Below are 15,388 nucleotides of genomic sequence, written 5' to 3' on the forward strand. Positions count from 1 at the left end.
ACACCTATGGCAAGCATAAATCCGGAGGTCCTGAAACTATGGCCCGAGCTGGACTGGATTAAAAACCAGGAGCTGCGTGAAAAAACAGCAATGGTATGGGAGAACGCGCTGGAAAAGAGTGTGCTCACCCCTGCCGATCTGAACAGGATCCCCTTTACCCTCTTATGCGGACCCGGTCTGAAAGTCACCTTTATGGAGCACAAAAGAGCCGTGGTTCATATTGCCCGGGACAGCGGAAACAAGATGAATGAATTTTTTGGCGATGAACTGCCGGTGGATATGGATGTGCTGATCGCAGGAGCGATTCTGGCCGATGTGGGCAAGCTGCTGGAATATGTGCTGGACGAGAACGGGAAAGCAGTGCAGGGTTCCTATGGAAAATACCTCCGCCACCCCTTCTCCGGGGTCTCCCTGGCCGAAAGTTGCGGAGTTCCCCCGGAGGTTTGCCATATTATTGCAGCCCATGCAGGGGAAGGAAACATGGTCCGGCGGAGCACCGAAGCCTTTATCGTGCACCATGCCGATTTTATGACCTTTCTGCCCTTTAAGCAGCGGGCTTCCTGAAGTGAAAACCTGCTTAGGGAAATGACCTGGTTTTGTTTTATGAAACTCCTGTTTTGAATTGCTGTTTGATGGAAAGCCCTTTTATAATCAGAGCTCATTCAGTATAATTTTCCGTTTCTTACCCGCTTCAAACTCCCGTTTCAGATCCAGACGGGTGATTTTGCTGTTATCCAGCTGGTATACCAGGACAAACTCCAGATCAGATACATTGATAAAGCTCGAATAGAGGGTCCCGCCCGTCCGTCCGTCTTCATCCTTCCGGGGTAACTGGACCGCTCCGGCCATGGTCCTGCCAAGAACCTTTAAATTCATGGTCTGCCTGGACTCTTCCACCAAATTCAGCTGGCTCTGAATATATTGATAACGCGGACAGGGATGGTTCCCCCGGCTGGGATCAGAAAGAAGAAAGTTGGTCATCACCAGGCGGTTGTTATACATTGGCACGACCTTTCGTTCCCCGTCCAGCCACTCCACCAACACCGAATTTCCGTTGCCGTCCCCGATCATCATATGGGCAGAGTTCAGGAATATCTCCTTCTGCTCCAATAAGGCCAGGGCCTCATCCACCGTCCGGCAGGAGGCCAGCAGTTCATCCCCAAGGTTCCCCTTTGGTCCGCTCCTTCCCTCCGGCATATCCTGTTCCGGGGTCACCGCTCCATCGAAGAACAGTCCCGCTTCATTAATTCCCCCCTGGGCAAAATGATCCCAGCCATACCAGAGACGGGCCAGCTTCTTACCTGAACCCGGAACAATCTGAATATAAGCCTTTACATCATACCAGTAATCCTCATTACTGGCTGCATAAATCTTCCCGGATTGGGGATCCATATAGTAAAGAACCGAGCAGGCCCTGGTTTCCCGGCCGACTATAAGTCCGCACAGGATCAGAAATATGATTGCCAATTTTCGCATCTCCGGATGTCTAATCCTTAAATATGGCTACGATCCGTTCTCCCTCCGAATTCCCATAGGCCCGGAACATCCCACTGGTATTGGTCACCATGGCAGGACGGCCGTACTTGTCCAGGCAGATCACGCCACCTTCTCCTCCAACTTCCACCAGGGTTTTTTCCACTAATTCCCTGGCAGCCTGCTCCACAGGGTATTCTTTGTATTCCATCAGCACCGAGATCTGGTGGGCCACGGTCCACCGGATAAAATACTCCCCGTGACCGGTGGCTGAAACGCCGCAGGTGGCATTATTGGCATAGGTACCGGCCCCGATAATAGGAGAATCCCCGATACGCCCGTATTTCTTATTGGTCATTCCACCCGTGGAAGTCCCCGCACAAAGGTTCCCGGACTGATCCAGCGCCACACATCCCACCGTTCCATGCTTATCTTTAGCGACCGCTTTTTGAAAGGACTCATAACGGTCCTTGGTGAAAAAATAGGCAGGATCCACGAGCTCCAGTCCCGCCTGTTCTGCAAAAACCGATGCCCCGTGCCCGGCCATCATCACATGCTCCGATTGCTCCATCACCGCCCTGGCGGCCGAAATGGGGTGTTTGATATCCGTTACACCTGCCACGGCACCTGCATTGAGGTCCTGTCCGGTCATAATGGATGCATCCAGCTCATTTTTCCCTTCGCTGGTAAAAACCGCTCCTTTCCCGGCATTGAACAGCGGATTATCCTCCATGTACCGGATCACGGTCTCCACCGCATCCAGGCTGGAACCCCCTCTTTCCAGCACATCCAGTCCCCGTTGCAGGGCGCTGTCCAGTGCAAGTTCGTATGTTTCCTGGTAAGGCTCAGGCATATTCTGAAAATTCATTTTTCCCGCCCCGCCATGCAGCACCAGGGCATATTCGTAAGGTTCCGGATCAGGTGTTTTTTCAACGGACTGCTCCGTGGGACCTTTGCAGGAGCTGATCAGAACCGATATATAAAGCAAAATGGATAAAATCGTTCGGTGTTTCATATCTGGAGCTTATTAGAGATTGCAGAACAGAACCTAAAATATGAAATTTTCTGATCAAGCCTCTCGATAACTTCTCTTTTTCAAGGAAATATTGGCTTATAAGTCCATAAGAGGTGCCAGGGGTGAATTGATTCTCCTCGCAGCAAGCTGCGAGGAATCATCGATTAATTGTTTATTTTAAATGTGCTCGCTTACCCCGGGTTTTTGATTTGATTTATTCTCTGCAGAAGAAATCTTAATTTATAAATTAAACATCCCAGAATGATTAAAATTCCGGGATGTTTAATGACTTCCAGGATATTATCCTGTATCTATTCAAAAGTGGAGTTTCCGTATTTGGTGATTACGCGGATGCTGGATTTGGGGCTGGAGCCCACATTGCCCCAGATCCTTACATAATTGTTCTCCTTGGTTTTGCTCATCCGCTCGCTGGTGTCAATATGGACACTCCCGTATTTGGCTTCCCCTTCAAATTTAAAAGCAGCGCCCGATTCCAGTCCCACTGTGAGATTGCCGTAGACAAGTTCTGCATCCACCTTATCAAATCCCTTGGTCAGCGTTCCGATCTAGGCCCCCGTATAGGCCGAATGCAGGCTGAAAGTCTTGTTCAGCCTTTCAATCTTCACACCCGAATACTTCAGTTCCGCCACGAAGCTGTCCGTTTCCTCAAAGGTATATTTATCGTACATTCCTTCGGTAACGATCCCTCCGGCTTTTTCACCGAGCAGCTTGGAATATTTACTGTCCACAAAAAGCATGTTTGAGACATTAATCTCCATATCGCTGTAGGCAATGTCCAGTCCGAGCCAGCCGGCTTCGTCCACGGTCCCGTGTGAATAAACCAGAGAAAGCGCATTATAGGGCTTCTCATTGCCTCTGGAAAAACTACCTGCCTTCAGGTTTCCGTATTTCATGTCGACCTGCACCAGTCCGCTGGCCTCCTGGATAAACAGATCGCCATAGGAGCTTTCCATATCCAGGTTCATCCAGGCAGGAGCTTTGATGGTAATTTCGATGGAAGTCTTCACATTCCTCGACCAGCCGTTTTCCATCTCGGTTTCCAGGTATATGTTGTTCCCCGATTTGCTGATCTTTACTTCCACTTTACTTAAGGCCTCCTCTGCCCTGCTCCTGGAAGAGGCATCCACCTCCACCACCGCAAGGATATCCACCACATTCTGATCCCAGGTAATCAACTCCACATCCGAATACTTGGTGTCGCTGTTCAGGGTGACCCCCTTACTCACATCATAGCGTTCGGAGTACTCTTTCCTGGCTTCCTGGGCAGAAAGAGAAAAGCTTACTGTAACAATCAGGAGCAGTGACAGGAGCAAACTTTTCGATTTAAATACTCTCTTTTTCATGGTTTTCAGATATGATTGTTTTCACTTGATTCAATTGGGCAATGATCTGGTCCAGCACTTCCAGTTTAAGCTGGTAATGACGGATCAGGGCACTAAGCACCCGATCATCGTTGGGATTGGCTTTCAGGTCTTTCATTAATTGCTGATGGTAATTCTCCAGGTCCTTCAATTCTTTAAGCAGAAGCGCCTTCTCTTCCGCATCACCAAAATCAATTCCGCTGATCTCTTCATAACGGGCATCGACCTCTGAGGCATAATAGACATCAGCTTCCATCACGGCTGCCGGAATCTCCTGCTGAGCTACCTTGCTGCCTCTATTGTCCTTTTTAACCAGCACAATGGCAGAGGTAAGTATAAGGGCCACCGATGCTGCCACCTGGATGGCATGCCTGAAACGGATCCTGCGAACCGGACGCCCGACAGGCAATCTCTCGAGCTTCTGACGAAACCGGTCTTCGTGTCCCTTACGGGGACGGTCGGAATCGAGCAGCAGCCTTTGCTCTTTGATCTGTTTTTCTATATCACTCATGGTCATTATTATTATCCTCTAACAGTTCGATCAGTCTCTTTTTCGCCCTGTGGTACTGGGTCCTCGATGTGGCATTGGAGATATTCAGTATGCTTGAAACCTCTTCGTGGTCGTATCCTTCCAGAAGGATCAGCGATAGTACGATCCGGTACCCTTCCGGCAGCCTGTAGATCGCTTTTCTAATCTCCTCTGCCTTATATTCCACCTCTCGATTATCCTCCGGCTCATCTGCCATCTCTCCAATTTCACCGGCATCTTCCAGGGAAAGGTTCTCTTTCTTCAATCGTAAAAAATCAAGGGCCTTGTTAATCACAATGCGCTTCAGCCAGGCCCCGAAACTTACCTCTCCCCGGTAGCTGTCCAGTTTTAAAAATGCCTTTAAGAACGCTTCCTGCATGACGTCTTCTGCATCATCGGAATCCCCTACTATTCGCAGGGTCGTGTTGTACATGGCCATATGATAGAGCCTGTACAATTCGAATTAAGCTTTCTGGTCCCCTTTTTTACACGCTTTTATCAGATCCTGGTGTCTGGGTATAAAGGATCCAGATTTCTCATTTTCTGCCACAATGACGAGGGATTAGTTGAAATGTTGCACCTAAGATATAAAAAAGCACTTATTTGCTGACCTGCCGCACCACATCGATCACGGTGCCATCGACCCACTTGATGGCTGCCACCACATTTTCCTCCAGGGCAGGAGCAGCGGGCAGGCCGCAGATCCGGTCGGCCCCGGCCTTCAGCTCCTCGATGCTTTTGATGGGTAAGCCGCTGTTTCTGGTTGCATCTATCAGATCTCTGCGCAGCGGATTGATGGCGATGCCCCGTTCGGTAACAATCACATCAATCAGTTCACCGGGTCCGCACAGGGTGGTCACCCGGTCGCGGATAACCGGAACGCGGTCCCGGAAAAGCGGGATGGGCAGGATTACGGTTTTGGAGAAGAGACAGTTCTGCCATCCCCCGATCCCGTGCAGCAGGTAGCCGTCGGAATGGCTTACCACATTGGCATTAAACTCCAGGTCGACCTCGGTGGCTCCCAGGATCACCACATCCACCAGCTGGGCAAAGTTTCCTTTACCATGGTAATTGTAGGAGGTAAAGGGGCTGGTCCATACATGACCCGGGTTTTCGGCCATGGAGCGAACCCCGTCCAGGTCAAAGGTTTGTCCGTCGAGAATAAAATCCACCAGGCCCTCCTCCAGCATGGAAACCAGGTATTTATTGCTTCCTCCACGTGCAAAGCGGGCCTTGATCCCCTCCTTTTTCATGATTTCCCGGAAATACTCCCCGACGGCCAGGGAGGTGCCGCCTGCCCCCGACTGGAAGCTGAATCCCTCCCGGACAATCCCCGCTGCCTGGCAGAATTTTGCCGTTAGTTCGGCCAAAAGCAGGCGGTCGGGCGATCTGGTGATTTCCGTGGTTCCGGAGATAATCTGAGAGGGATCGCCCAGCTTCTCCACATGAACCACATAATCCACATAATTGCCCTGGATCTGCCAGGGGATGCAGGGGAAGGGCACCGGGTTATCGGTGGCAATAATCACCTTTTCGGCATACTGTGAATCGGCCAGGGCAAAGCCCAGTAATCCGCAGGCAGAATCGCCCGAGAGGCCATGGGCATTTCCAAACTCATCGGCAGCCGGAGCCCCGATCACCGTTATATCCACCTTCACCTCTCCATCCTGTATGGCCTGGTACCTCCCGCCGTGGGAACGCAGCACCCCGCATCCTTCCATGCCCCCTTCGGAGACAAAGCGGCCCAGGGGTCCGTTCATGCTCCCTTCGATGCGCTGAATGGTACCGTCCTGCAGGTACCGGATCAGGTGTTCGTGGCAGGGAAAGGAGGCCGAGGGAAACCAGCGGAGCCCCTTCACTCCCATCTCTTTGGCTATATCAAAGACCTGGTTGACCAGAAAGTCCCCGTTGCGGAAATGGTGGTGGGTGGAGATAGTCATCCCGTCGCTGAGACCCGCCTTTTCCAGGGCCGTGCGCAAATTCTTTACGACCTTATTTCCATCGGCCGGATAATCGCTGCAACTGGAGATGGAAGGAGCATGTTTCTTTCCTTTCGCTTTATACTTTCCAACTCCCTTAAAAGGGATGGCTGCTTCCCCGTTGATCTCAGACAGCACCTGGCGCCCTGCGGCATTGCTAATCATTTTCATACAAATAGAATTAGGATTTTAGTTTCCCGGCAAGTTCCAGGATCTTAAGCGCCCTCTTTACCACGGGGGGATCAATCATTTTACTTCCCAGGGCCACAACCCCCGATCCCTGCGCTTCGGCCTCCCTGAAAGCTTCCACAATCCGGCCGGCTTTTTCAATTTCTTCCTCCGTGGGGGTAAAGGCCTCCCTGATCACCGGAACCTGCCGGGGATGGATGCAGCCCATGCCTTCAAAACCCAGGGACCTGGAAGTCTCCACATTCTTCCGGAGTCCGTCCATATCGGCCACATCCGAATAAACCGAATCGATGGGCTGTATGCCGGCTGCCTTGCAGGCATTGACCAGCCTGGTACGGGCATAGAACGACTCCTCGCCCGATTCGCTGCGCTTCACGCCCAGATCGGCTGTATAGTCCTCCAGTCCGATGGCCATGGCTACCACGGAATCCGAGGCTGTGGCAATCTCAAAGGCATTCTCCACTCCCAGAGCACTTTCGATGATGGGCATCAGGTAGATCTCCCTTTCCTGCCTGTGTGCCTTCAGGATATTCTGAATCCGTTCTGCCACCTTCTCCACCTGGGAAGAATGCTCACATTTGGGAAGCAGGACCAGATGCAAATAATGGGGGACCACTGCATTCAGATCCTTCAGTCCTGCCGGCAGCTGATTGATCCGTACCATGCGTTCGGCCCCGTAAAAATCGACCTGGCACAGGGCATTACGGACCAGCAAACGGGCTTCCGCCTTCCGGTCGGGGGCCACCGAATCCTCCAGGTCCAGAATAATGCCATCGGGTTGATGAATCCCCGCATTCAGCATCATGCCGGGGGTATTGCCGGGAAGGTAGAGGCGGGAGAACCGGAAACGTTCCCGCGAACTTTCATACCTGTTTTGCTCAATCACCGGGGGGGTCCAGTTGAGATCTGTCTCCCTGAGCTGTTTCACGGCCGCCTCGATCCTGGCCCCGATTACAAAAGGAAGTGCCCCCGTATCATCGATCTCCAGCCGCGCATGGCTGATACCAAGCGATTCAAGCACTTCCTCGGCCTGTTGCCTGATCTGTTCGCCAAACATCCGTTCCACCTTGCTGTTTAATTTGATCTTTATGCCCCCCTTCTCCGGGAGCTGCAGTTTTACCTGGCAGTCGGACCGGATCCGGTCCCCGTGGTTTCCTGTAAGTGCGCTTTGTTTCATGCTCTGTCCGTTCATATCATCGTTACCATAAGAAGCTCAATAAAATACCGGCAGCCACTGCAGAACCGATCACACCGGCCACATTGGGTGCCATGGCATGCATCAGCAGGTGATTGGTGGGATCCTCTTTCAGTCCCATATTCTGCACCACCCGGGCGCTGTCGGGCACTGCCGACACTCCGGCCGCCCCGATCAGGGGATTCAGCTTGTTATCTGCTTTTGAAAACAGATTCATCACTTTGGCAAATATAATCCCCCCGGCAGTAGCTGCCATAAAGGAAAGGGCTCCCAGTCCGAAAATAACCAGGGAATCGGTGGTAAGGAAGCGGTCCGCCTGGGTGGAGGCCCCGACAGTAAGTCCCAGCATGATGGTCACTATATCGATCAGGCTGTTACGGGCCGTATCAGCCAGCCGCTTGGTTACGCCCGACTCCTTCAGCAGATTGCCAAAGAAAAGCATCCCCAGCAAAGGAAGCGAGTTGGGAGAGATAAAGGTGGTCACCAGCAGGCCGATCAAAGGAAAAAGAATCTTTTCCAGCCTGGAAACGGCCCGGGGCGGTTTCATGCGGATCAGGCGCTCTTCCCGGGTAGTGAGCAGGCGCATGATGGGCGGCTGGATAACCGGTACCAGGGCCATGTAGGAGTAGGCCGCGATGGCAATGGGCCCAATCAGGTTCTTTACAATAATGGGATCGCCATTGGCTGCCTGGCCAATCACATTTACCCCGTTGGCAAGCCTGGATGAAAGAAAAATAGCTGTGGGCCCGTCAGCTCCTCCAATAATCCCAATGGCACCGGCCTCCTGTGGATAGAAGCCCAGGGCCAGGGCTCCCAGGAAGGTCAGGAAGATCCCCACCTGGGCTGCGGCTCCCAGCAACATCAGTTTGGGTTTGCTGATCAGGGAGGAGAAATCGGTCATTGCTCCGATTCCCAAGAAGATAAGAGGTGGATAAACCCCTTTCAAAACCCCGAAATAGAGATAATTCAGTACACTCCCCTCCTGGTAGATGCCGATCTGCATATTCATTCCCTCCTCCTGAAAGAAGGGGATGTTCCCGAAAATGATCCCGATGCCGATGGGGATCAGCAGCAATGGTTCGTAGTCATAGCGAATGGCCAGGAAAATAAAGAACAGTCCCACCGCAATCATGATCAGGTGACCCGCTGTGGCATTACGAAAACCGGAGAACCTGATAAATTTCCGGATCCCCTTCCCGGCCAGCTCGAGAACACTCTCCTGCTCCTCCTCCCCGGACAACTCCGCCGTTCCAGGCTGATCCTGCAGGACCTCCGCTCCGGCAATGACTTTTTCCGTTTCTGCCGGATGGTCCGCCATGGAACCCGAGGCCTGCCCGGGGAAGGCCACCCATCGCGCCAGTACTATAATCAGGAAAACAGCTGTAAGTGTAAGGGCTCTTTTCATATCAGACGATCTCCATGATGATATCCCCCTGCAGCACTGAATCGCCCGGCTGCACCCGGATGTTCTCAACCACACCTGCCCTGTCGGCCAGAACCTGATTCTCCATCTTCATGGCTTCCATAATCAGTAATATCTGACCCTTCTTCACGATATCTCCCTTTCCGACTTCCAGCTTGCTGATGGAACCGGGCAGCGGGGCCAGGACGGGATACGACGATCCCCCCTCGCGCTTTTCTATCTGCGGTTTTGCTTCCTGCCTGATGGCCGAACGGACCAGGGTCGGGGTTTTGGAAGCCTTGATGGCCCGGTGCAGCTCCACCTGGTAGGGAGTCCCGTTGACCTCCAGCCGTGCCAGGTTATCTTCGATACCATGCATGTCCACGTTGTAGTCGTTTCCGTTTATGGTAAATTTGAACTTCTTCATCTTCGATCCGTTTAGATGCGGTTAAACTGATTTCTTACCGCATAAATTTTTGAACTCCAGGGGGAGTAAACCCTGGAAATCTGTTTAATGGTCAGCACCCCGCTCTCCTTATCATGTATCTCATCCAGGTAGAGGTAGAGCGCCACGGAGATCGCTGCGGTGGCTTCCCCGGAAATGGACTCTCCCTCAATAATCACAGGGGCTTTCCCCTGGCGCCCCCCTCTCCTGATCTTCCCCATGGAGATCAGTCTGGGAACCATGGAGAAAAGCCAGAACAGCAGGACCAGGGCGGAAAATACAATGAGGTAACCCGCAAGGGCAATCACCAGGGATTCCAGATCGATTTTACTCTTTAAAAGGACAAACAGACTTTCCATCAGAGCGGAATATTGGTATGTTTCCTGGGTGGATTTACCTCTTTCTTGGATGCCAGGGTCCGCAGGGCCCTGATGATGCGAAACCGGGTGTTACGGGGCTCAATCACATCATCGATATAGCCGTAGCGGGCAGCTTCATAGGGATTGGCAAATTTCTCCTTGTACTCCTGCTCCTTCTCTTCAATGAAACGCTGGGCTTCTTCACGCTCCTCCATGCTCTTCAGGGCTTTGCCCTCCAGAATTTCGATGGCTCCCTTTGGGCCCATCACGGCAATTTCGGCCGTGGGCCAGGCGTAGTTGATATCGCCCCGGAGTTGTTTGGAACTCATCACATCATGAGCCCCTCCGTACGACTTACGCAAAGTAATGGTGACCTTAGGTACAGTGGCTTCGCCATAAGCGAACATTAACTTGGCCCCGTGAAGGATGATTCCACCATGTTCCTGGGCACTTCCCGGCAGAAAACCGGGGACATCCACCAGGGTCACGATGGGAATATTGAAGCAATCGCAAAAACGTACAAAACGTGCCGCCTTCCGGGACGAATTAATATCCAGTACCCCGGCCATGTGATTGGGCTGATTGGCTACCACCCCCACGGGCATCCCGTTGAATTTGGCAAAGCCCACGATGATATTCATGGCATACTGCCTGTGTATCTCAAAAAACTCGTTGTTATCGACCAGTGAAAAAATCACATCCTTCATGTCGTAAGGCTCATTGGAATGATCGGGAATAACCTCGTTCAGGGCATCGTCGAGCCGGTCGACGGGGTCGTTACACCCGGTAACGGGAGGATCCTCCAGATTATTCTGGGGCATGTAAGAGAGCAGTTTCCGGATCATCAAGAGACCTTCCTCCTCATCTTCTGCCAGCAGATGAGCCACTCCCGAGCGACTGGCATGCATCTGGGCACCGCCCAGCGCTTCGGTGGATATGGTCTCCCCGGTCACGGTTTTGGTCACACGCGGTCCGGTTACAAACATATAGGAGGTCTGATCACTCATCAGAATAAAATCGGTCAGAGCCGGGGAGTAGACCGCTCCCCCTGCACAGGGGCCAAAAATGGCAGAAATCTGCGGAATGACACCGGATGCCAGGATATTGCGTTCAAAAATCTCCGCATAGGCTGCCAGACTCCTGACCCCCTCCTGGATCCGTGCCCCGCCACTGTCGTTGATACCGATGACCGGAGCCCCTACTTTCATGGCCTGGTCCATGATCTTGCATATCTTGGCAGCATGTGTCTCTGAAAGAGACCCCCCGAAAACAGTGAAATCCTGGGCATAGACATAAACCACGCGACCGTCGATGGTTCCATGGCCCGTAATGACCCCGTCGCCCAGGTAATGCTCGTCCTCGAGACCGAAATCGTGGGAACGGTGAGTGACAAACATGTCGTATTCCTCGAAGCTGCCTTCATCCAGAAGGATCTGGATCCTCTCCCGGGCCGTGTGCTTACCCTTGGAATGCTGCACCCCCACCCGTTTATCTCCACCGCCCTTACGGGCCTGCTCACGCCGGTCGATCAGTTTCTGAATCTTATCCCTGCTACTCATGACCGCAGAATTCAGTTAATACGCCCTGGGTTGATCCGGGATGCAAAAAGCCAATCTGAAGGCCTTCGGCACCCAAGCGGGGCTGCACGTCTATTAAGCGGACTCCCTGGGAAGCGGCGTGCAACAATGCTTCGCCCACATGGTCCACCGCAAAGGCCAGGTGGTGGACACCCGGCCCCCTCTTTTCAATGAATTTCCCGATGGGTCCCTCCGGATCCGTGCTTTCCAGCAACTCGATCTTGGTATCGCCCACCCTGAAAAAAGCAGTTCGCACCTTCTGATCGGCCACCTCCTCGATCTGATAGCACTCCAGTCCGAGCACCTTTTCATAATAGGGAATCGCCTCCTCCAGGCTGGTGACGGCAATTCCGATGTGTTCAATATGTGTAGGTTTCATAGTATGTAAAAGTATCCTTTGAAATTACACAAAGCTAGCTCTATCATGCTGTTGAAATCATGATAATTATCAAACATGGAGAGAATTCACCCCTGTTATGGAGCATCTAATCCATGAGGGCATTGTAGATCACCTGCTGCACATCGGTGCGCACGTTCATATCAATCAGCAGATTATTGCCCATATCGGGATGTACACGGTTGGAAAGAAAGATATAAACCAGTTCGTAAGCCGGATCGGCCCATGCCAGGGTCCCTGTAAATCCGGAGTGTCCAAAACTGAGCGGGGAGGCACTGTTGCAGGCAGGCCCTGCATCTTCCTCCCAGAACACGGGTTTATTAAATCCGAAACCCCGGTGGTTCTTCTCCTCACAATTGTAGCAGGAAGTATAGAGTTTCAGGGTGGACTCCCGGATATACCGTCGCTGTCCGTAGAGTCCCCCGTTCATAAACATCTGCATCAGCTTGGCCAGATCGTTGGCAGAGCCAAACAGGCCCGCATTGCCCGATACTCCGCCAAGCATGGCGGCCGCCTGATCATGCACATGTCCCTGCAGTAACTGTTTGCGGTAGAAATTATCATTTTCTGTAGGTACTATTCGCTCCCGGGGAAAGCGGCTCAAAGGTTTGTAGCCCAGGGTCTGAGCCCCCATGGGATTGTAAAAGTTGTGCCAGACATAAGGGTAAAGCATGGTATCGGTGGCAGCTTCGATGATCTGCTGGAACATCAGGAAACCCAGTCCGCTGTACCGGTACTCCCTGGAGAGCAGTTCCGAGTCATAAACCCTTTTATAAATGGTATCCCTCAGGTCGGCCCGCATATAAAACTTTTCGGCTGCCTGGTAAGGATATTCCGGGGAATAGTGATCCTGGTAAACACTGTCGACATACTTCACATGACGGTTAAAATAGGCCCCTTCCCCGATCTTCAGCGGATGGGTCCTGGAAAAGCTGGCTCTGAGCAGGGTCTGTGAAGTATCCAGGGGCTCCAGGGTCTCATAGTAGAAAGGAATATAGGGGATCATGCCACTCTGGTGGGCCAGCACATCGGCCACCAGTAATCCGGCCTTGTTGGAGCTGTCAGGAATGGGCTCGTAGGCTCCCAGTAGAGAATCTTCGTGAAACTTGCCCAGATCATGCAGGCGCATCAGGGCCGCAGTAATGGAAGCCATCTTCGTGATCGAGGCCAGGTCGTAAATATCATCGGCCTGTACGGCCCTCTTCCGCTGGTAGGTATGGTGCCCGTAAGTCCGGTGCCACACCACTTTTCCACGGCGTGCCACCAGCACCTGGCATCCTGGCATGGCCTTTTCCCTGAGGGCCCGGTGGATAATCTCCTCCATCTTTAAAAGGGTATCGGGGTGAAGCCCCACATCCAGCGGGGAAGCATATCCCAGCCTGGAGGCAGGCCCGGTGTCCGCACCTTCCCCTGCGGCCAGATAGCTTCCGGCAGACACCGGCATCCGCCCGGAAAAAGAGGCTCCTCCGAAGATGGCCTGCAGGGCCAGGTCCTGATAAAGCGAATCGTCTTTGTGTGACAGAACCAGGGCATCAAGGTGCTCCAGTCCGGAAAAACGTCCCAAGGCATAGGGTACGCCGGACACATTTACAATCAGTTTGACCGAAGGATCGAGCTGCTCCAGAAAAAGGAGTGTCTGATCGGTGATTCCATAATTCCGGGAAGCCCTGCTGCTGGTGTTCAGCACGTTTACGATCACTGTATTGTACTTATCCAGTTTCTGAATCAATTCCGACTGTTCGGAGAGAATGGCGGAGGAGGACAGGGTAAAATGATCGCCCTCCAGGAATTTATCGGTAGTACGCAGAGGCTCCGCTTTCCCCTCCTTGCTGATAGTTACCGTGGCCAGGAGGGTGCGTTCCAGTTCTTCAACGGGCAGCACTCCGTCCGCGTTCTTTGCCAGAATCAGCGAATGTTCCACCAGTTTTCTGAACAAAGGCTGGTAAGCCGGACTGTTCAGATCATCCAACAGGGAATCTATCCGGATGATTTCACGCCGGTGTGCCCCTGTCCAGTATTTGGCCTGAAGGATCTTCCGGCAACTCCCATTAATCTCCTCTTCAGAAATGCTTCCCTGCCTGACCGCCCTTTTTATGGCTGATATGGCTTTATCCACATCGGCCGGCATTAATAATATATCATTCCCGGCACGTACGGCTTCCACTTCCCTGATGCCCGGTTCAAAATAGCTGCTCAGTCCCTTCATATTAAGGGCATCGGTAATGATCAGTCCCCTGAATCCCATCTCTTCCTTCAACAGTCCCGTTATGGCAGGACGGGACAGCGTAGTGGCCCGGTTCTCCCGGTCATCCAGCTCCGGAACCCGCAGATGGGCCACCATCACCCCGGTAAGTCCCCGGTAGATGGCTTCCCGGAAAGGGAAAAGTTCCAGAGAATCGAGCCGTTCCCGGTCGTAGGGAATAAGCGGAAGTGCCTGATGTGAATCAGTGTCTGTATCGCCGTGACCGGGAAAATGTTTGGCTGCCACCAGAACCCCCTTGTCCTGCAAACCCTCCATCAGTGCCACCACCTTGGCGGTCACGTTCTGGCGCCCCTCGCCAAAGGACCTGCTGCCAATCACCGGATTGGCCGGATTGTTATTGATGTCGGCTACAGGAGCCAGGTTCATATGTACTCCCAGGCGGTTGAACTGGGTCCCCATATCTCGGCCCAGTCTATAGATCAGACTATTATCCGCAATACCACCCAGGATCATGGCAGCCGGATAGGTCATAGTTTCCCGGAGCCGCATGCCCAGACCACTCTCTCCATCCATGGCCACCAGCAGCGGAATATCGGCCGCCATCTGATAAAGATTGGTCAGCCTGGCCTGCTTCAGAGGTTCTCCCTGGAAGAAGAGGATCCCTCCCACCTTCTGCCTGTTTACCTGTTTCAAAACCGCTTTCTCATGGGCGGGCCCCATGTTGGAATAGCCGTAAACCATGATCATCTGGGCAATGCGTTCCTCCAGGCTCATCCCTTCCATCAGCGAATCGGCCCAGGCTCCTCCGGTATCCAGAAAGGGGGGATCGCTGCGGACAGGAGGATCCAGTACCGGCTGCAGTCCCTGTAATTCCGGCCTTAAAAGCGGATATAAGAGCAACAGCAGGGTAAGAATCGTTATTCGCAGGTATCTGTATCTCATCGTTTGTTCGAAGTAAGAAAAAAGCCTATTTTCAAAATTTCATTTTTACCAACCCACAGAATCGGAGGAGTCATGGAATGTAAAAAAGAACGAAACCTCGTTAACTGTAACTGCAGCTATCCCTGCGGCAAAAAGGGAATCTGCTGCGACTGCATCGCAGCCCACAGACGGGCCGGTGAACTGCCTGCCTGCTACTTCCCCGATGACATGGAACGCGGCTATGACCGCTCGGTGGATAACTTCATCCGAATCTACCGGGAGCGGGGCATCAGCTGGAATTAGCTTTTACGCTGAAAGCAGC

At 52.7% G+C, this 15,388-nt stretch carries 16 protein-coding genes; 2 read left to right on the forward strand and 14 right to left on the reverse strand.

Annotated features, from left to right (window positions below):
• Positions 1 to 6: 6 nt before the first annotated feature.
• Positions 7 to 564 carry an HDIG domain-containing protein gene (locus tag P1P86_03535; GenBank protein MDF1574246.1) on the forward strand — a complete coding sequence of 186 codons (558 nt, stop codon included), beginning with the start codon at positions 7 to 9 and terminating at the stop codon, positions 562 to 564.
• Between the two features lie 87 nt (positions 565 to 651).
• Here P1P86_03535 and P1P86_03540 read toward each other — a convergent pair whose 3' ends face one another.
• The 14 genes from P1P86_03540 to P1P86_03605 all read right to left on the reverse strand — a co-directional run bounded on the left by P1P86_03540 (position 652) and on the right by P1P86_03605 (position 15,087).
• Positions 652 to 1,476, reverse strand: a complete 825-nt coding sequence (locus tag P1P86_03540) for a hypothetical protein (GenBank protein MDF1574247.1) — start codon at positions 1,474 to 1,476, stop codon at positions 652 to 654.
• A gap of 10 nt (positions 1,477 to 1,486) precedes the next feature.
• On the reverse strand, positions 1,487 to 2,488 hold the full coding sequence (locus P1P86_03545; GenBank protein MDF1574248.1) for an isoaspartyl peptidase/L-asparaginase: 1,002 nt from the start codon (positions 2,486 to 2,488) through the stop codon (positions 1,487 to 1,489).
• 311 nt (positions 2,489 to 2,799) lie between these two features.
• On the reverse strand, positions 2,800 to 3,024 hold the full coding sequence (locus P1P86_03550; GenBank protein ID MDF1574249.1) for a hypothetical protein: 225 nt from the start codon (positions 3,022 to 3,024) through the stop codon (positions 2,800 to 2,802).
• 30 nt (positions 3,025 to 3,054) lie between these two features.
• Positions 3,055 to 3,852: a hypothetical protein gene (locus tag P1P86_03555; GenBank protein ID MDF1574250.1), complete on the reverse strand. Its 798-nt coding sequence runs from the start codon at positions 3,850 to 3,852 to the stop codon at positions 3,055 to 3,057.
• A complete protein-coding gene (locus P1P86_03560; protein ID MDF1574251.1) occupies positions 3,833 to 4,381 on the reverse strand; it encodes a hypothetical protein in 549 nt (182 codons plus the stop codon). Before P1P86_03560 ends, P1P86_03555 begins: the two co-directional genes overlap by 20 nt.
• The gene (locus tag P1P86_03565) at positions 4,374 to 4,856 is read right to left on the reverse strand and encodes an RNA polymerase sigma factor (GenBank protein MDF1574252.1); all 483 of its coding nucleotides are present in this window, start codon (positions 4,854 to 4,856) and stop codon (positions 4,374 to 4,376) included. Before P1P86_03565 ends, P1P86_03560 begins: the two co-directional genes overlap by 8 nt.
• 142 nt (positions 4,857 to 4,998) lie before the next feature.
• Positions 4,999 to 6,549, reverse strand: coding sequence for a citrate lyase subunit alpha (locus tag P1P86_03570; protein MDF1574253.1), 1,551 nt, complete (start codon positions 6,547 to 6,549; stop codon positions 4,999 to 5,001).
• A gap of 10 nt (positions 6,550 to 6,559) precedes the next feature.
• A complete protein-coding gene (gene citD, locus P1P86_03575) occupies positions 6,560 to 7,744 on the reverse strand; it encodes a citrate lyase acyl carrier protein (protein MDF1574254.1) in 1,185 nt (394 codons plus the stop codon).
• Between the two features lie 22 nt (positions 7,745 to 7,766).
• A complete protein-coding gene (locus tag P1P86_03580; protein ID MDF1574255.1) occupies positions 7,767 to 9,167 on the reverse strand; it encodes a sodium ion-translocating decarboxylase subunit beta in 1,401 nt (466 codons plus the stop codon).
• Between the two features lies 1 nt (position 9,168).
• Complete coding sequence (locus tag P1P86_03585) at positions 9,169 to 9,591, reverse strand: biotin/lipoyl-binding protein (GenBank protein ID MDF1574256.1); 423 nt, start codon at positions 9,589 to 9,591, stop codon at positions 9,169 to 9,171.
• An 11-nt stretch (positions 9,592 to 9,602) separates the two neighbouring features.
• A complete protein-coding gene (locus tag P1P86_03590; protein MDF1574257.1) occupies positions 9,603 to 9,968 on the reverse strand; it encodes a hypothetical protein in 366 nt (121 codons plus the stop codon).
• Positions 9,968 to 11,527, reverse strand: coding sequence for an acyl-CoA carboxylase subunit beta (locus P1P86_03595; protein MDF1574258.1), 1,560 nt, complete (start codon positions 11,525 to 11,527; stop codon positions 9,968 to 9,970). The genes P1P86_03590 and P1P86_03595 overlap by 1 nt, the downstream gene beginning before the upstream one ends.
• Positions 11,520 to 11,924, reverse strand: coding sequence for a methylmalonyl-CoA epimerase (gene mce / locus P1P86_03600; GenBank protein ID MDF1574259.1), 405 nt, complete (start codon positions 11,922 to 11,924; stop codon positions 11,520 to 11,522). Before mce ends, P1P86_03595 begins: the two co-directional genes overlap by 8 nt.
• 106 nt (positions 11,925 to 12,030) lie before the next feature.
• Positions 12,031 to 15,087 (reverse strand): glycoside hydrolase family 3 N-terminal domain-containing protein, encoded by a 3,057-nt coding sequence (locus P1P86_03605; protein ID MDF1574260.1) that lies wholly within the window; start codon positions 15,085 to 15,087, stop codon positions 12,031 to 12,033.
• A gap of 72 nt (positions 15,088 to 15,159) precedes the next feature.
• Between P1P86_03605 and P1P86_03610 the strand changes: the two genes are divergently transcribed.
• Positions 15,160 to 15,369 (forward strand): DUF6485 family protein, encoded by a 210-nt coding sequence (locus tag P1P86_03610; protein MDF1574261.1) that lies wholly within the window; start codon positions 15,160 to 15,162, stop codon positions 15,367 to 15,369.
• Positions 15,370 to 15,388 lie beyond the last annotated feature (19 nt).

Source organism: Bacteroidales bacterium (assembly GCA_029210725.1).
Taxonomy (GTDB): Bacteria; Bacteroidota; Bacteroidia; order Bacteroidales.